Below are 19637 nucleotides of genomic sequence, written 5' to 3' on the forward strand. Positions count from 1 at the left end.
CAAAACAATTAAAATTACTACTATGCGCAAAACGCTAAAAAACAGAATGGCTAGCCCATTAACATAAAAGATAGTTAGTTTGTCTTAAAAAGCTCCTTGCATTATCATAAGCTTTATTACAAACTAATGCATAAGAAATAAAGAAACCCTACCATATCTGATTAGACAATTTATCCGGAGCTTAACACAATGGCTGATCACAATATCCCCCATTTCCAAAATGACCTTGGATATAAAATAATCGAAATTGGTGTAAAAGAATTCATGTGTATAGGTGCTACACAACCATTCGATCACCCCCATATTTTTATTGACATGGGATCCGCTGACGAAAAAATTTGCCCTTATTGTTCAACACTTTACCGCTATATCTCCTCCCTATCGTACAATCAAACAAACCCACCAGGATGTTTATATCATTCAAACAACTTATTATAATGCGTTTTCTGCTTTTTCAATATGAAGGAACTCATGAACCAATCGCCAATTATTGTTGGAGGTGGGATTGCAGGTTTAAGTACTGCTTTGGCTCTCGCCCATAAAGGAATAGCAAGTACTATTATTGAAAAGTGTAAACAGCTTGATGTTGTAGGCGCTGGTATTCAGCTTACTCCAAATGCAACTTGTATTCTTGCTCGTTGGGGAATTCTTAATAAACTTACCGAAATAGGAACAACACCACGTTTTCTTGAATTAAGAGATGGGGTATCTTTAAAAACGCGACTCCATGTTGATCTTATTAATTTATCGGAAAAAAACTGGAAATTCCCTTATATTACGATTCATCGTGCCGCCTTACAAAAAGTTTTATACAACGCTGTTATTGAAAATCCTTTTATCAAATATAAATCAGGTGAATTTGTATCGTCTACCCAAATGGCATCTCGCAGCATTTATATAAAAACAATAAAAACAGATGCATCAAATAAAATACAACAACATCAGTTTTATTCAACCCCGCTTCTTATCGGATGTGATGGAGTTTGGTCTACATTACGGCAATCAGCTCCTTTTCATGAAAGAGCAGATTTTAGTGGTTTTATTGCTTGGCGTGCAACAATAAAATTTGAAAATTTTCCTAAAGGTTTTTGTTGCTTATTACAAAATGGAAAGACAATCACAGCATGGATGGGGCCTCAAAATCATCTTGTTGTCTATCCTATTCAATCATCAGCAAAAGTATTTAATTTTGTAGCCATCACTCGCAAAGAAAAAGCACAAGAAGCGTGGAGACACAAAGGAAATAAAGAAAATTTAAAATCTCTTTTTAAAGATTGGAACACGCAAATTCTCAAAATTTTTGACTATATCGATGAGTGGAACTATTGGCCACTCTTTTATATGAAACAGAATCGTTTTTTAGGCTTAGAAAGACAAGTATTTGTTGGTGATAGTGCACACGCCTCCCTCCCTTTTGCAGCACAAGGTGCTGCTATGGCAATAGAAGATGCCGCCACATTGGCAGAAACGCTCTCTCGTCAAGACTTTTCATTAACAAAAGCTCTTTCGCTTTATGAAAAAATACGCACTCCCCGAATTAGAGCAGTAAAAAAACGTGGAGATTTTAATAGAATAGTTTATCATGCAACTGGTCCTATAGCAACTGCACGGAATCTCATCATGAAAACTCGTACACCAGAGAATATCATATCCAGCCTTAATTGGCTTTATATATATGATGCTATGAACCTCATAAAAAATATACGATAAAAGCTTATTAAATTTTCCTCAATGACTTTGGATACGTAATAGATGTTTTATTGAATTTATAACGTTACGAATCTGGCATAATTTAATATAACTAAAAGCAAGAACTCTCAAAATTTACAATCCAACCCAAAGCAAAATCTTACTATCAATAAAGTAAAAACATGACAGGCCGTCGCTTTACAATTCTTAATTTAAGTCAATTCCACATCGATAACTCCCTGAATTGATTTCATAGCACTCGCTACACGTGAATTAACTTTATATCGCTTTGGAAGCGCAATTTCTACCTCTCGTAAATTATCCTCTTGAATAAGAATAAGTCCTACTTCCCCATTCCCATTCGGAACTAAATTTTCCTCAATTTGCGGAAGCATATCAACTGTCTTTATAAATAAGCGCATCATTTTATGATTCTGTAACGCCTCTTTTTCCAAAGATTGAAGCGTTTCAAGTCGTAAACTAATCCCCTCAGAGCGATTTTCAGCATTAACTGTAATGATAAAAGACTTTCCAAGTTCTAGCTTCTCTTCATAATTCGAAAGCGCCTCAGAAAAGAGAACTGTCTCATATTGCCCACTTGTATCAGAAAAATGAATAATCCCCATTTTTTTACCAGATTTTGTTTTGCGTACTTGTTTTGCCACAACAGTTCCAGCAAGCCTAGCAGCAGTTGCTCCTCCTTTAACGGCATAGGCAAAATTAACCCAAGTTTGTACACGTTTTTTAGCAAGAATAGCTTGATACTCATCTAAAGGATGCGCAGAAAAGTAAAAACCTATTGCTTGAAATTCTCGATAAAGTTTTTCATCAGGTAACCAAGACGAAGTTTGCGATAAAATCAAAGGTTCTTTTACTCCCCCAGTCATCGAAAATATATCAATCTGTCCACTAGAATTGTTTTCGAGAATACGAAGGGCACGCGCATGAAGAGTTCCAAGATTCGCCAATAAAACCTCACGTGCAATATTAAAACAATCAAAGGCCCCAGCACAAATCAAACTTTCCATCGCACGCTTATTAACAATACGGGGATCAATACGCGCGCAAAAATCTTCAATATCCTTAAAAAGTTTATTTCCACGACAAGCAACAATATGATCAACAACCGCTTCCCCTACACCTTTAATGGCAGCAAGAGAATAATAAATACAGTTATCACCAACCTCAAAAACACGATGTGATGTCTGCACACAAGGAGCAATAACTTTAATACTTAACCTTAATGCTTCACGCCGAAAATCGTTTAACTTATCCGTATTTGTCATATCATACGTCATTGAAGCGGCTAGAAATTCAACTGGATGATGTGCTTTCATATAAGCTGTTTGGTAAGAAACAATTGCATAAGCAGCAGCGTGTGATTTATTAAAGCCATAATCTGCAAATTTTGCTAAAAGATCAAAAATAATATCAGCTTGATCTTTATCAACACCGCCAGCAACGGCTCCATTCACAAAACGCGTACGCTGTTCTTGCATTTCTTTGTGAATCTTTTTCCCCATAGCACGACGTAATAAATCTGCTTCCCCAAGCGAATAACCAGCAAGCACCTGAGCAATCTGCATCACTTGCTCCTGATAAACAATAACACCTTGTGTTTCTTTAATCAGATGATCTATTTTAGGATGAATAGAGGCAATTTCCTCTTCCCCGTGTTTTCGTGCGTTATAGGTTGGAATATTTTCCATTGGTCCAGGGCGATAAAGTGCAACAAGAGCAATAATATCTTCAATACGATCAGGCCTCATTCCAATCAATGCCTTACGCATGCCAGAACTTTCAACTTGAAACACACCAACCGTTTCACCACGTGCCATCATAGCATAGGTCGCTTCATCATTTAGAGGAATATTCGATAAATCTATTTTGATCCCCTTTCGTGCAACGAAATCTACGGCCATTTTTAAAACAGTAAGCGTTTTTAACCCAAGAAAATCAAATTTTACTAGCCCAGCCTGTTCAACATATTTCATGTTAAATTGTGTAACAGGCATATCGGAACGAGGATCACGATACATCGGAACGAGTTCTGAAAGCGGCCGATCACCGATAACAATCCCTGCTGCATGGGTTGATGCATGACGATACAGCCCTTCCAACTGCAGTGCTATATCTAATGTGCGTCCAACGACAGGATCTTTTTTCTTTTCTTCTTCAAATTTAGGTTCTTCTTTGATAGCATCAGCCAGTTCAACCTGACTCCCAGGTGTAGCAGGAACTAATTTTGTAAGATAATCCACCTGCCGATAAGGCACTTCTAAAACACGCCCAACATCACGTAACACCGCACGTGCTTGTAATTTACCAAACGTAATAATTTGAGCTACTTGATCACGGCCATATTTTTTCTGAACATAATGAATAACTTCTTCACGTCGCTCTTGACAAAAATCAATATCAAAATCCGGCATAGAAACACGATCTGGATTAAGAAAACGTTCAAAGAGAAGAGAAAAACGCAATGGATCAACATCGGTAATAGTCAATGCATAAGCAACGAGCGAACCAGCCCCAGAACCACGCCCTGGTCCAACAGGAATATCATTAGATTTCGCCCATTTTATAAAATCTGAAACGATAAGAAAATAGCCAGAAAATTGCATGCGCGTAATAACGGAAATCTCATAATCAAGCCGTTGTTCATAATCTGCAACTGTATATCCTTCAGCCACTCCAATTGTTTCAAGCCGCATTTTTAAACCAGCTTTAGCTTGATTTAATAATTCACTATCTTCTACTTCTAGAGTAAAGTTTGAAGCAACAGATTGCTCTATAAAACGAGGCAAAATTGGTTTTCGAATCGGTGTAGCAGCGTGACAACGCAATGCAATTTCAACACTGTTTTCCAGAGCTTCTGGAAGATCAGAAAATAGTGCAACCATTTCATCTTGTGACTTCAAATAATGATCTGGTGTCACACGTTTACGCTCTGGATTAGAAACAATTTGTCCTTCCGCAACCGCCATCAATGCATCATGAGCTTCATACCCTTCCCTATTTAGAAAAAAAGCTTCATTGGTTGCAACCAGAGGTATTTCATGTGCATACGCCAACTCAATAAGCGCAGCTTCTACTTTCTGATCAAAAGAACCATGCCGTTGTAATTCCACATATAGACGATCACCAAAAATTTTTTTTAAATAAATTAAACGTTCAACAGAACGTTTTTTTTTTCCTTCTGCCAAAGAAAAATTAATAGGACCTCCCTTACCGCCCGTTAAAGCGATTATTCCTTCACTGTGTGACAACAACCAATCGACTTTGATATGGGGAGGATCAGTATCACACTTATCAAGATAAGCACGACTCACAAGACGAACCAAATGAGCATAACCGATCTCGCTAGCAGCTAACAAAACAAGAGAGCAGAAATCAGAAGAGTAGCGCCACTTAGCAAAATGCGGATTATCATTTTCATCACCAAAATCAACCGTGAGCTGACAACCAATAATAGGCTGTATCCCATGAGAAAAACAATATTGCGAAAATTCTAAAGCACCAAATAAATTATTTGTATCCGTAATAGCAATCGCTGGAGTACGATCTGAAACCGCATATTGAATAATTTGCGGGATTTTCAAAGCCCCTTCTAAAAGTGAGTAAGCAGAGTGTACCCTCAGGTGAATAAAGCGAGGAAGAGAATTTTTCTCATCTCGTATTTTATTTTTATCTTCTGCCACTCTTACAATTTCCTACTACAAAATAAATATAAAATCGCAACCTTTATCCGTCTTCTAATACTCACTTATCTCACTCTTAGATCTATAAATTTACCATCTCAGCATATTAACAAGACATTTCGATTTTATTGCTATTTATAAAAGACTTTCATCAAGAAAATATCTCTATTCACAGCAAATAGACACACAAAAACAAAAAGGAGAAAATCATATTGCTAGTATTACCACTCTTTCTTACACTATTTTTTTATGCATTCTTCAAATATTGACCTTTCTACTTAAAACTCAACATTAAATAAAACAGCTTCCTTTTATATGATTTATCCCCCAAAAGCTTTTTGAAAGCACTAGAAAAAACAATAAGATCAGGCTAAATTTCCTTATGCTTTTAAACCTTATTCATCCTCTTTTTGCCTCTGTTCGCACTCTCCAAGGAATAAGCCCCCCAATATGTGCCTTACTAGCCAAAGTCTTAAACATTAATCCCACGCAACGTGAACCAACTCTTATCGACCTTCTTCAATTAATGCCCCATTCCGTGATAGATCGTAGAATATGTCCAAGCATTGCTTTTGCTCAAGAAGGTATCACTAATACTCTTGAAATTATCATCGATCAGCACCAGCCACCGCCAATTGGTCGGAGTCGATCACCTTATCGAGTTATTGCTCATGATCAAACAGGAAAAATAAATTTAGTCTTTTTCCATGCTCATTGTTCTTGGCTAAAAAAACAACTACCAGAAGGAAGAAAAGTTGTTGTATCAGGAAAAGTTGAGCGATTTAATGGACAACTTTCAATGGTACATCCTGATCATATCGTATCAATAGAGCAATCAAAACAGATACCCCTAATCGAACCTGTCTATCCCTCTACTGCTGGACTATCAGCAAAAATGCTAAGATGTGCAATACAAAACGCCCTTGAATATATTCCTCTCTTGCCAGAATGGATTGAGGAAAATGTTAAAAAACAGCAAAACTTTCCTTCTTTTTCTACTGCTTTGCGCCGCATCCATACACCCATAAATCCCAATGATCTAAACTTAAAGAGTGCTGCACGCAAACGTCTTGCCTATGATGAATTGCTCGCTTGTCAATTAGCTCTTGGTCTGGTGCGTTTGAAAACCAAATCTCTTTCTGGAACCTCTCGCCCGACAACAGGAACGTATACTAAAAAATTACTAAAAGCTTTACCTTTTCAACTTACAAGTGGACAAACAAAAGCAATACAAGATATTGCCAATGATCTCGCTTCACCTGAACCCATGTTAAGGCTGCTTCAAGGTGATGTAGGAGCAGGAAAAACCATTGTTGCACTTATGGCAATGATGCAGATTGCTGAAAATTCAGGACAATCCGCTTTAATGGCGCCAACGGAAGTTCTTGCCCGACAACATTTTGCAACAATTGCACCTCTTGCTGAAAAGATCGGATTACAAACAGCTCTTTTAACGGGACGAGAAAAAGGAAAATTACGTACAAATATCTTGAATGATATTTCATCAGGACAAGTTACTATTATCATCGGAACTCACGCTCTCATACAAGAGAATGTAGCTTATAATAATCTTGCTTTAGCCATTATCGATGAACAACATCGTTTTGGTGTGCACCAGCGTCTTGCTCTTACAACAAAAGGTCATAAACCTGATATGCTGGTAATGACTGCCACTCCGATTCCACGCACATTAGTCTTAACAGCTTTTGGTGACATGGATGTTTCCCAAATTACTGAAAAACCAATTGGACGACAACCTATTACAACAGCAACACTTCCTTTGAAACGAATGAATGAACTTATAGAACGAATTGCGATTGCTTTAAAAAAAGGAGAAAAACTCTATTGGATTTGCCCTTTAGTGGAAGAATCGACAGCTCTTGAACTCACTTCAATTGAAAATCGCTTTGCTATTCTCCATGAAAGATTTGGAACGCATGTTGGCATGATACACGGAAAAATGTCTACAGCTGAAAAAGAAGCAGCCATGGCATCTTTTAAATGTGGGAATATAAGTATTTTAGTTGCAACCACAGTTATCGAAGTCGGAGTAGATGTTCCAGATGCTTCGATCATTGTCATCGAACATGCGGAACATTTTGGTCTTTCACAACTGCACCAATTGCGTGGACGCGTTGGGCGGGGAAATAAGAAATCCTCCTGTATTTTACTATATAAAGATCCATTGACACATATGGCAGAAAAACGTCTTAATATTATACGCAGTACAGAAGACGGCTTTAAAATTGCTGAAGAAGACTGGCGTTTACGAGGAGAAGGAGAGCTTTTAGGAACGAGACAATCTGGTATGCCTGAGTTCCACATAGCAAACCTTGCAGTCCATAGTGATCTTTTATCTATGGCAAGGAGAGATGCACGTTTATTTTTGCAACGAGATGCTGATTTTTCTTCAGAACAAGGACAAGCTTTACGCTTACTACTTGTTCTTTTCGGACGCGAAGAGGCTACTCGCCTATTACGAGCGGGCTAAAATGGTAAAAAAGTAAAAGCGCCACCTATCTGTTTCAAATGCTTTTTTTATAGTTTACATTCTCGGCATCACCGGACTAATGGAAAATCCTTTTGCACATCCATTCTTATACCCATAAAGTAACACAAACCAATATCATTATTATATTGCCTTATCCACAAATGTTAAGCTGCTTTTGCATTAAAACAGTTCATCATATACAAGAGCACTTTCTCATTTTCTCCTTCTGTTTCAGAATCAGAGAAACATTCGTTTTCCTTGTCAAAAACGAGAACGAATGTGTGGATAGAAAACCGTTTTAAGAATGGCAAAAACGTTCTTATGAACCTATTCAACATGAAAAATAATAAGCTATTACTACAAATTAATTTTTTGTACACTTAATATTTTTCAAAACCTCTAAAGATACAAAATTCACTTTTATTCAACAGTAACTGATTTTGCTAAATTACGGGGTTGATCAACATCTGTTCCTAATAAAACAGCTGTATAATAAGCAATTAACTGAATAGGCAAAGCATAAATAATAGGCGCAACAAATTCTGGAATATCGGGCAAAACAATAGTTGATAAAGTATCAAGACAAGTAACTTTTTCACCTCTTTTATCTGTTATCAAAATAACACGACCATTTCGTGCTGCCACTTCTTGCATGTTAGAAAAAGTCTTTTCAAACCACCTATCATAAGGTGCTACAACAATAACTGGGATTGTCTCATCCACCAGCGCAATTGGCCCATGTTTCAATTCTCCTGCCGCATAACCTTCAGCATGAATATAAGAAAGCTCCTTCAGTTTAAGCGCACCCTCTAGAGCAATCGGATAAGAAGTCCCACGTCCAAGATAAAGAACACCTTTTGCGTTCATTAAATAACGAGAAATACACTCAATTTTCCTCTCTAGCTTTAGAACCTCGCTTAAAATCCTTGGAATTTCTGCCAATTGCCTAATAAACTGATTCTCTTCTTTCTCTGAAAGAATCCCACGTTGCTTAGCAGCATCAAGAGCCATTGCAGCAAGTGTTGCTAATTGACAAGTGAAGGCTTTTGTTGAAGCAACACCAATTTCTGGACCAGCAAGTGTTGGTAGAATAAAATCAGCTTCTCTGGCCATTGACGATTGTTCAACATTCACAATTGTTGCTGTTTTCACACCATGCTCGCGACAATAACGTAAAGATGCTAACGTATCAGCTGTTTCACCAGATTGAGAGACGAACACCGGCAACATATCAGTAGTTATTGGTGGTTCACGATAACGAAATTCTGAAGCTACATCATTATCAACACTTAAATCAGCCAAACTCTCAAACCAATAACGCGCTACTAAGGTTGAATAATAAGCGGTTCCACAACTCGCAAAAAGTACGCGGTTGATATTTTTCCAATCAATGAAATTTTCAAGTGGGCGAAGCTTATAATTTCCAAGATCAAAGTAATGCGCCAAATTATGAGAGATAACTTCAGGTTGTTCAAATATTTCTTTATGCATAAAATGGCGATGATTACCTTTAGATACCAATAAAGTCCCATCAAATAATGTTACAATAGAGCGTTTTACCAATTGGTTATTTGCATCGTAAATTGTTACGCCCTCCCGTGTGAGAACAGCCCAATCCCCATCTTCCATATAGCTAATACGATCTACAAATGGTGCCAAAGCAATTGCATCTGATCCAATATAAAATTCATCTTTTCCGTAACCAATTGCTAATGGTGGCCCAGAGCGAGCAGCAATCATAAGATTATCTTCGCCTTGAAAAATAAGAGCAATAGCAAAAGCTCCTCTCAATCTTTTCCAACTCGTGCTTATTGCTTCTTGCGGAGAAAGACCACTTTTTAACGCGCGTGTAATTAAATGCGCAATAACTTCTGTATCCGTCTCTGTTTCAAAGCTATAACCATCCTCAATAAGTTCCTTTTGCAATTCTAAAAAATTTTCAATAATACCATTATGAACAATCGCAAGCCGTTCAGTTAAATGAGGATGAGCATTCCTCTCCACAGCAACACCATGAGTAGCCCATCGCGTATGACCAATTCCTAAACTTCCTTCCAAAGGTGTTTTTTTTAATTTTTCTTCTAAATTAATGAGCTTCCCCTCAGCGCGCATTCGATAAAGCCGCCCATTATGCACAGTTGCTACACCAGATGAATCATATCCTCTGTATTCAAGACGCTTTAAACCATCAACCAAAGAGGATGTGACGCACTTATTTCCAAGGATTCCGATAATTCCGCACATGTAAAAGTTCCAACTCACATCCAAGATTTAATAATTTATATAAAAATTCAGCTACTTTTATTAAAAACCTTAAGTAACCAGATAAGAAAATGTAATATGATAATGCTTAAGAACAAGCCTCTTATACAATTATTAAACTATATATAAAATAAAGAAAAAGACAAAAGACGATTACTTTTTCTGCTTATTTTCCAATAAACGTGCACGCAACTTTGTTGCATAATTCTCTTTTATCACTTGTCGCGTACGTCCCAAAGCCATACTATTCACAGGAACATTTTCAGTAATAACACTTCCTGAAGCAATATAAGAACCGTTTCCTATAATCAATGGCGAAACAAGTGCTGAATTAGATCCAATAAAAGCATTATCACCAATCGTAGTTTTATATTTATGAAATCCATCATAATTACAAGTAATAGTACCAGCTCCTATATTAGTATATGCACCAATTTCTGCATCACCAATATAGCTTAAATGATTAATTTTAGAAGATTCTCCTATCTTAGCCTTTTTAACCTCACAAAAATTTCCAATCTTTACAGATCGCGCTAACTCTGTTCCAGGACGCAAACGCGCATAAGGACCAATCTGTGCACCCATACCAACTACCGCACCTTCTAGGTAACTAAATGCATGAATAACTGCTCCAGATTGTACTTTGACTCCCAACCCAAAATAAACATTTGGTTCAATTACCACCCCTGGATCAATCTCTGTATCATAAGAAAAATAAACACTTTCTGGTTGAAGTATTGTAACACCAGATAACATTAAACTCCGTGCTTTACGCTTTTGCCACAAAGCATCAATCTCAGAAAGTTCAAAACAGTTGTTAATCCCTATAATATTTTCAAAAGGCACTTCAACGATACGAACATCTAATCCATCATGTGCTGCAATAGACACAATATCTGTTAGGTAATATTCTTGCTTCGCATTGTTATTACCAATCTTCTCTAAAAGAGAAAGTGCATGCTTACCGTTAAGAGCAAGTATGCCACCATTACAAAAAGAAATTTTTTTTTCTTCATCACTAGCATCTTTTTCTTCCACAATCGAGATAAGTTTACCCTTTTCCTGAAGAAGACGCCCATAACCCGTTGGATTTGGAGCATGAAAACCAGCAACAACGACATCTGCTCCACTAGTAAGTTGTGCACGAATTTGTAACAACGAATCTCGCTCAATTAAAGGAGTGTCCCCAAAAATAATGAGCACATCATCAATATCTTCCTGCAAAGCTAAGCGAGCTGAAAGAGCAGCATGTGCAGTTCCCAAGCGCTCTTTTTGTTCAAAAATCACCGCATTTTTGGCAAATGATTGAATAGTTTCAGTAACATCTTTAGCACCCAATCCTACAACAACTGCTAATTGTGAAGCGCCTGCTAATTCTATTTGTTTTATAACGTGGCATATAAGAGGTAATCCAGCAATTTTATGCAGTACTTTAGGAAGGGATGACTTCATACGCGTTCCCTCACCTGCTGCAAGAACAATAAAAAGACAATTTCTAACCATAAAAATACATAAAACTAACGAAAAGAACCAAAAAAATTCACAATATCATACCAATGAATAGCTTCAACATTACTCAAAGAAGGATAATGTTCCAAAAGCCAAAAAGAAAAATCCTGCATAGAGCCTGTTAAAAACAAAATACCAGTAACAACTAAAAAAATACCAATAATTTTCTCAACTTTTCCTAAATGAATACGAAAAATTCCTAAGAATCTCATAAAACTGCTGGAAAATAAAGCTGCTAATATGAAAGGCACACCAAGGCCTAACGCATAAACCCCCAAAAGGAGTGCTCCTTCACCTACAGTTTCTTTTGTTCCGGCAAGAGTTATGACAGGCCCTAAAATTGGTCCAATACATGGTGTCCAACCAAATGCAAAAGCTAAACCAATAACATAAGCCCCTAAAGGACCAGCTGGTGTTTTGTGCGTTTGAAAACGTGCTTCACGAAATAAAAAAGCAATCTTGAAAAGGCCCAAAAAGTTCAAACCAAAAATGATAATGATAATCCCAGCAGCAAGTGCAAACCAATCACGATAATAACCGATAAACTTACCAACAGTGCTTGCACTGGCACCTAAAACAATAAAAACGGTTGTAAAACCGAGCACAAAAGCAACAACAGAAGAAAGCATTCCCCACCGTATAAATGCTCTTCCATTACGCTTTTCTGAACGAAAATCATCAATACCAATACCTGCCATAAAACACAAATAAGGAGGAACTAATGGCAAAACGCACGGTGATAAAAAAGATAATGCACCAGCAAAAAATACACCAATTGTTGAAATTTCTATCACAAAAACCCTCTACCCGTTTCTTATCACGCTTTATGCCATGAATCGCTTTAATCTATTCCCTCATCGATTCGTTGCATATTTTGTGCATTTGCTACCACACTTATATCTTCATCATGGCCAGAGACAACAGAAAAAACTTTCTGGTAAATTTTATATTTATTTTTAGCAATTGCAATATACTCACCCTCAGCTAATACGAGAGAAACATAAGCGCCAACTGTTTCGTAAACGATATCACCAGAATCATTAGTAATAGACCAACTTGTATCTGCAAGTGCTTCCCCACCTTCTTGCCGTACCAATTTTAAGACAATTTGAGCTGCCTGATGTTCAAGAGTTACTTCTGTAATTTTACCTGCATCTACTTGGATATCGGAACGAACAATAGCGTTAACAGACCCATAATGAGAAGCAAGATGATAGCGTCCAGTTTTCAAACGCACAATTGATTGAGGTTTAATATTTGATAAGATCACACCAGTGTCGTCATTTTCTTTTTCATCTTCATAAATAGTGAACCGCAATTCCTTTTCATTAATTATACCATTTAAGAGTGTAGCATTTAAAATAACACCACCAGCTTCAAGATTGAAATTCTTCACAAGACTTTGCCCACTTTCTAAACTTACATGGTGTACCGCACTCGCATGACCAAATGAAACATGAACAAGATAACTCCCTGGTTCTAAGTCAAAACGCGCACTACCACCTTCATAAGTTGCAATTAATGGTAATTTATTATCAATCCCCAAGATAGGTGCATAAATTCGCCATACGAGCCCCTTCACAATATCTTCACTATTGTTTTTTAATCGAGCATGTAAAATAAGTTTGGTGTGAGAAACTAAATTTTCTTTTTCACGATCTTGAGATTTTAAAATGAAATTCGTTGATTGTTTTTGTTGATAATTTTGGTTTCGGTCCTCTTCAGAAAAAACAGAATCACTCCAAACCAATAAGGTAAGCGCCCCACACAAACACAACAACCGACGCAATATTTTTGTAAGAATACCCATTTTTACATTGTTGACCAAAGTGATAATTTTTTCAAGAAACAATATTACTAAAGTCATCATTCTAAATTGAAAAACTAACACCACAACCACATGACGACACAGCATTGGGATTATGAATTTGAAAAGACTGCCCCATAAGGTCATCAACAAAATCGATTTCAGCCCCTTCCATGAAAGGAAGTGATAATGAATCAATAAAGACAATTGCTCCACCTTTTTTAAGAACGAGATCGTCTTCATGTTTTTCAGAAACCAAATTGTACTTATAAGAGAAACCGGAACACCCTCCGCCCTCAACGGAAATACGTAACCCTATTTTATCAGGTGAACTCAAAAGTATCTGTGCAATCCGCTTGGCAGCAATATCTGAAATAATCACACTCATTTTCATATATCCTTGCATTAAACTATCAAGAAAGAGTATCCCCAATGAAAGAAAATTTTATAAATAAAATGAACCTTAATTTTAAAATGAAAATGAACAGCTTGCAATGGATATAAGCAATATCAATTACCAATCCCGAGCGGTCTATAGTGCCAACCCACAAACAAGTCGTGGTAGACTATTCCATGAGATCATAAATACCATGCGATCACCTTTTCAACGAGATAGAGATCGCATTATTCATTCCAATGCATTTCGGCGCCTTAAACACAAAACGCAAGTGTTTATTGCTGATGAAAGCGATTATTATCGTACGCGGTTGACACATTCAATAGAGGTTTCTCAAATTGCACGAACATTAGCTCGTGCACTCAGCCTTGATGAAGATCTTGCTGAAGCTATTGCTCTCGTTCACGACTTTGGGCATACGCCTTTCGGCCACGCAGGAGAAGATGCTCTTAATGAAGCAATGGCACCTTATGGTGGCTTTAACCATAATGCACAAGCATTACGCATTGTTACAAAACTAGAACAGCGCTATGCAAATTTTGATGGACTTAACCTTACTTGGGAAACACTCGAAGGACTTGTGAAACATAACGGCCCCCTTTTAGGCCCTTATGCAAACAATAAAAATGTTCCTATCGACATTCTAGAATACAATGCAAAACAAAATCTAGAGCTCAACTGCTTTGCTGGATTAGAAGCACAATGTGCTGCTATTGCTGATGATATTGCTTACAATGCACATGATATCGATGATGGGTTGCGTTCGCAGTTTTTAACACTTGAACAGTTTGAACAGATTTCACTGACAGCAGCATTATTAAAAGATATAACAGATGAACATCCACAGCTCGATCAAACTCGACGCGGTTACACACTTGTACGAAGACAAATAACGACTATGGTTGAAGATGTTATCAAACAATCACAAAAAAATTTAGCACAAATCAAACCAACAAGCATAAATGATGTTCACCAAGCAAAACAAACTATTGTTACCTTTTCGCCCACAATGACCGTTTACGAAAAAGAATTAAAAGGATTTCTGTTTAAAAACCTTTATCACCATGATCAAGTTCTTAGTCGTCGCAATGCAGCAAAACGCATTGTACAAAAATTATTCGATTGTTATTATCAAAACCCAGATACAATGCCTGAAAGTTGGTATAGAAAAACAGTTCACTTAACAAATTATGAGTTAGCACGTCTCATTGCTGACTTTCTGTCAGGTATGACTGATCACTACGCTCTACGTGAATATCACCGTTTAGTTGACCACACAGATAATTTCATTTAATTGCTTTTGAATATCACGATGGAAGTTGAATATGAATGTCTTTAAAAACTTCGAAGAAAAAATTAAAAAATCAATAGAATTATCTAATATAAAAGGAAAAAATGGAGAAGATATAGATTTATCAAAAATCACCGTTGACCCGCCACGTGATTCTTCACATGGCCATTTATCAACAAACGCTGCTATGGTGCTTGCAAATTCTATTGGATTAAATCCTCGCACACTTGCAGAAAAGATCATAAATCTTCTTAAAAATGAACCCTCTATCGAAAATATTGATGTTGCTGGTCCTGGTTTTATCAATATAAAACTTACAAAATTATTTTGGCAAGATGTAATAAAATTTATACTTGAAACAGGTACATCTTACGGCCGTATTCCAATGGGACAAGGAAAACGGATCAATGTTGAGTATGTATCAGCAAATCCTACAGGACCAATGCATGTGGGGCATTGTCGAGGCGCTGTTGTTGGAGATGTTCTCTCCAATTTGCTGCAATTTGTTGGCTATGACATTACAAAAGAATATTACATCAATGATGCTGGTAAACAAATAGAAGTACTCGCCCACTCTGTCCTGTTGCGTTATCGCGAAGCTCTTGGACAAAAAATTAATGAAATTCCAGAAGGCCTCTATCCTGGTGAATATTTGATACCGTTAGGTCAAGCCCTTGCTCAAGAATTTGGTGACCAATTACTCACTATGGATAAAAATGAAGCTTTATCTATCGTGAAGGAACGTGCAATTCACGCAATGATGACAATGATTCGCAAAGATTTAGCTGCCCTTAATATCTATCATGATATCTTTTTCTCTGAACGGATGCTTTATGCAAATAATGCGCGCGCTATTCGTAGCACGATTAATGACCTCACTTTAAATGGTTATATCTACAAAGGCAAACTTCCACCACCAAAAGGGAAAAACAGAGAAGATTGGGAGCCAAGCGAGCAAACTTTATTTCGTTCAACAGATGTTGGAGATGACCAAGACCGTGTCTTAATTAAATCTGACGGTTCTTACACTTATTTTGCTGCTGATATTGCTTATTTTCATGATAAATTCAATCGTCATTTTGATGAAATGATTTATATTTTAGGGGCAGATCATGCTGGTTATGTAAAACGACTAGAAGCAATGGCAAAAGCAATTTCTGGTGATAAAGCCAAATTGAGCGTTTTCTTATGCCAATTAGTAAAACTCTTTCGCAACGGTCAACCTGTACGCATGTCAAAAAGAGCAGGATCATTTGTTACTTTGCGTGATGTTGTAGAAGAAGTTGGTCGTGATCCAGTGCGTTTTATGATGCTGTTTCGTAAGTGTGAAGCACCCCTCGATTTTGATTTTGCAAAAGTGACAGAGCAATCAAAAGATAACCCCATCTTTTACGTACAATATGCCAGTGCACGCTGTCACTCAGTCTTTCGTCAAGCACAAGAAACACTTCATATTAAAAATTTTTCAAATGATATAATAATTGCGCATCTTAACCGATTAACAAACGATAATGAAATATCCTTAATACGTAAAATTTCTGAATATCCACGTATCATTGAGCAATCCGTAATTCATAAAGAACCACATCGATTAGCGTTTTATCTCTATGACCTTGCTTCCAGCTTTCATGCCCATTGGAATAAAGGGAATGATAATCTCGATTTACGCTTTATTCAGCCTGATGATAAAGAACTATCACTTGCCAGATTGGGATTAATACAAGCTGTCATGAATATTCTATCATCAGGACTTACAATTGTAGGAATCGAAGCAGCAACAGAAATGCGTTGAAAAAGTTCTATAAATACATAAAATAGATACTTTATTGATAAACTTTTTCGTATATCTCTGTCGTAGGAGGGGGGAAATTTATAAATAAAAATAATAAATCAAAATTAACCATTTATTGCACACCGATGCAGATCATCATGTGAGAAAAGCTATGAGCGATAACGATCGCAAAAATCCGTACGAAATGAAGCAAGATCATAAACACCATGATCCTTTAGAAAGACTTACGCGAATTTTTAATCCGCACAAACAAAGGGAACATCAAAATGATCAATCGATATCTCCTGTCCCTAAAACTTCATCCTATGATGATGTTGATTTGTCCTTTCTAGAAGCAGAACTTAAAAGCAATTTAACAAATGATTTGCCTTTTGAAGATAAAAAGAAGCAATGGAATTTACATGCAACTTCCGAACAATCAACCTCAAATATTGCACCAACTTCTTCTTTGAACCATTTAGAAAAAAATAATTCTTTATCTAAAGATGCAAATTCTTCACCTATTAGTCATGATGAAGAACAAATTTTAGACGCGCTCTCTCCATTACCTATCCAAAAGAAACAATCACCTCAAAATATAACGACATTAATCAATACTGATTCTTTTTTTGAAAAAAGCGATTTCAGTGAACAATCAGATAATCTCTTCTTTGATGAAACTAATAAACACGCAAACAAAAAAGACAGAACAGAATCCATCAACCAAAGTCGCAGTTCTTTATTAACAACTTCGCTAGAAGAAGATATTGTAAATATACAGCAAAATCATGATGACAATCAAAACTTCAATGATACTTCCGTAAACCATCCCTATAAAGTCTTAGCTGATCAAGAAAATCAAGCTAAAGAGTATTATACTGATGTCTTTCTTCCCTCTACGGACATGTTTCCCTCTTCTTCTGATCTTATTCCAGAAAAAGAAGACATTGGAAGAAATGAAACAATAAGAGACTTACCATTACCTTCGGATTCAACACAAATAGGCAATCAGTCTGATTTAAAAGGCTTTCCGCAAGAACGCCATCCGATCGATTATCCTCAGTTTTATGAAGAAAAATCCTTACAACAAGAAACTTATACTGAAAAAACTCCGAAATATCGTGATGCTCAAGCCCAATACATTAACAACACTGAAAATATCTCTGAGCAAAATGATAAAAAAGAAGTGCCTCATATCCAAAATAATTTAAATAATATACGCTCTTCATCGGAAACCCTTACTACAAAACAAGCGAATAGTTTTTTTGCTCATAACTATCCGCGCAAGAACACTCCCCCTCCAAATGTCGATACTTATAAATTTGCAGAGGAAATCGTAGAAAAAACTGGTCCCATTATGGTTCCTGAAGTTCCATATGAAGCTCCAGAATATGATGTACCAACTGATGATTTGAAAGAAGAATTTGCTGATGTACTCAATGTCGGAAATGTTTCAGAAGAAAATTTTTTGCGGCAACAACAACAAAATGAAATCTTCAATGAAATCTTTCATCAAACTATGCAAACTCCAAAAGATGATGCATATACAAATTCTCAAGCTCAACAAGCCAACTATTTTTCCACTGATAATAGAGACTATTATTCTTCCTCTTTTACCGAGAATTCATTATATAAAGATGCAGATCAAATCTCCACTCATCCACCATCTACTCCTCCTTTAAAAAGTTTTATTGTTGGTAAAACTCTTGCAAAAAGCGCTATTTTTCTTACCTTAATAGCAATTGGTTTTGTTGGTTATTCTCATTTTTTTATGCAATCACAAAAAAATGAAAGTGCACCGATTATCTACGCTGACCATACGCCTTTCAAATTTAAACAAGAAACAGCTGAAACGAAGAATGATGTTGCACATAATTTAGATATTTATAAACAAAAAACCGAGCAAAATGAAAAACAAGAAAATACACAGCAATTTCTTATCGATAATTCTGAACAACCTGAAGACTTAGAAGAAGTAAACCAACGAGAAGCCACAAGTCTTTCATCCCCTTCCCTTGATGAATCGGATATTGAAGATGCCGTAACTGAAGCTATCAATCACACTATTCCAATGCGTGAAGTGCAAACTGTTATTGTAAACCAAGACGGCACAATTGTATTAACGCCAAAGCAACACACAGAAAGAAAAACAATTGATGAACAAAAAGAACGTATTGATCAGGCTGATGTAGATCAATTGCAAGATTTTTCCACTGTTTCTTCACACGAATTCGATATAAATAACAAAAAAACAGAAGATAATCTCACGAGTGATATTGATAAAATAATAGCAGAAAGTGCCTCTACTTCTAATATTGAAGAAAAAATTATACCAATTCCTTCGCATGCAGAAAGAAATTCAGAGAAGCAAATACATACTGCCTCTCGCGTAACACAACCAAGCCCAATAATCACACAAAATTCAGAAAGTTATTACGTACAACTTGCCTCCCAACCAACCCATGCACTGGCTAGGGATTCTTTGAAAAAAATGAAATTCAGGTTTGGATCTCTTATTGGCGTTCGTCCTTTAAATATTCAGTCTGCTCTCATACCAGGAAAAGGAACCTATTATCGTGTTCGTATTCAAACAGAAAATCGGAATGATGCCATAACCCTCTGTGAAAGCATTAAAAATTCTGGAGGAGATTGCTTCATCACGCGCTAACAAATAATGCAGAGGCTTTAATAACCGCTGCATTATTGATTTTGGTAGTAA

General features: G+C 36.6%; 12 protein-coding genes. 6 read left to right on the plus strand and 6 right to left on the minus strand.

Features of this window, described 5'->3' with window-relative positions:
• Positions 1-189: 189 nt before the first annotated feature.
• Both HWV54_RS00720 and HWV54_RS00725 read left to right on the plus strand, forming a co-directional pair.
• The gene (locus HWV54_RS00720) at positions 190-438 is read left to right on the plus strand and encodes a zinc-finger domain-containing protein (RefSeq protein ID WP_005865174.1); all 249 of its coding nucleotides are present in this window, start codon (positions 190-192) and stop codon (positions 436-438) included.
• 33 nt (positions 439-471) lie between these two features.
• A complete protein-coding gene (locus tag HWV54_RS00725) occupies positions 472-1710 on the plus strand; it encodes an FAD-binding protein (protein WP_005865172.1) in 1239 nt (412 codons plus the stop codon).
• 191 nt (positions 1711-1901) lie between these two features.
• Here the strand turns inward: HWV54_RS00725 and dnaE are convergent, their stop codons facing one another.
• Positions 1902-5390, minus strand: a complete 3489-nt coding sequence (dnaE, locus tag HWV54_RS00730; RefSeq protein WP_005865170.1) for a DNA polymerase III subunit alpha — start codon at positions 5388-5390, stop codon at positions 1902-1904.
• Positions 5391-5772: 382 nt separating this feature from the next.
• Between dnaE and recG the strand changes: the two genes are divergently transcribed.
• On the plus strand, positions 5773-7881 hold the full coding sequence (gene recG, locus HWV54_RS00735; protein WP_005865169.1) for an ATP-dependent DNA helicase RecG: 2109 nt from the start codon (positions 5773-5775) through the stop codon (positions 7879-7881).
• Between the two features lie 420 nt (positions 7882-8301).
• Here the strand turns inward: recG and glmS are convergent, their stop codons facing one another.
• The 5 genes from glmS to HWV54_RS00760 all read right to left on the minus strand — a co-directional run bounded on the left by glmS (position 8302) and on the right by HWV54_RS00760 (position 13847).
• On the minus strand, positions 8302-10125 hold the full coding sequence (gene glmS, locus HWV54_RS00740; RefSeq protein WP_005865167.1) for a glutamine--fructose-6-phosphate transaminase (isomerizing): 1824 nt from the start codon (positions 10123-10125) through the stop codon (positions 8302-8304).
• 171 nt (positions 10126-10296) lie between these two features.
• The gene (gene glmU / locus HWV54_RS00745) at positions 10297-11646 is read right to left on the minus strand and encodes a bifunctional UDP-N-acetylglucosamine diphosphorylase/glucosamine-1-phosphate N-acetyltransferase GlmU (RefSeq protein WP_005865165.1); all 1350 of its coding nucleotides are present in this window, start codon (positions 11644-11646) and stop codon (positions 10297-10299) included.
• Between the two features lie 14 nt (positions 11647-11660).
• Complete coding sequence (locus HWV54_RS00750; protein ID WP_005865164.1) at positions 11661-12446, minus strand: cytochrome c biogenesis CcdA family protein; 786 nt, start codon at positions 12444-12446, stop codon at positions 11661-11663.
• Positions 12447-12493: 47 nt separating this feature from the next.
• A complete protein-coding gene (locus HWV54_RS00755; protein WP_040296376.1) occupies positions 12494-13522 on the minus strand; it encodes a hypothetical protein in 1029 nt (342 codons plus the stop codon).
• A gap of 1 nt (position 13523) precedes the next feature.
• Positions 13524-13847 carry a HesB/IscA family protein gene (locus tag HWV54_RS00760; RefSeq protein WP_005865162.1) on the minus strand — a complete coding sequence of 108 codons (324 nt, stop codon included), beginning with the start codon at positions 13845-13847 and terminating at the stop codon, positions 13524-13526.
• Between the two features lie 106 nt (positions 13848-13953).
• Here HWV54_RS00760 and HWV54_RS00765 point away from each other — a divergent pair, with 106 nt between their 5' ends.
• The 3 genes from HWV54_RS00765 to HWV54_RS00775 all read left to right on the plus strand — a co-directional run bounded on the left by HWV54_RS00765 (position 13954) and on the right by HWV54_RS00775 (position 19586).
• The gene (locus HWV54_RS00765) at positions 13954-15150 is read left to right on the plus strand and encodes a deoxyguanosinetriphosphate triphosphohydrolase (RefSeq protein WP_040296375.1); all 1197 of its coding nucleotides are present in this window, start codon (positions 13954-13956) and stop codon (positions 15148-15150) included.
• Positions 15151-15181: 31 nt separating this feature from the next.
• Positions 15182-16939, plus strand: a complete 1758-nt coding sequence (argS, locus tag HWV54_RS00770; RefSeq protein WP_005865159.1) for an arginine--tRNA ligase — start codon at positions 15182-15184, stop codon at positions 16937-16939.
• A 151-nt stretch (positions 16940-17090) separates the two neighbouring features.
• Positions 17091-19586 (plus strand): SPOR domain-containing protein, encoded by a 2496-nt coding sequence (locus HWV54_RS00775; protein ID WP_005865157.1) that lies wholly within the window; start codon positions 17091-17093, stop codon positions 19584-19586.
• Positions 19587-19637: the final 51 nt, after the last annotated feature.

It is taken from the genome of Bartonella alsatica (assembly GCF_013388295.1).
In the GTDB taxonomy this organism is placed as follows: domain Bacteria; phylum Pseudomonadota; class Alphaproteobacteria; order Rhizobiales; family Rhizobiaceae; genus Bartonella; species Bartonella alsatica.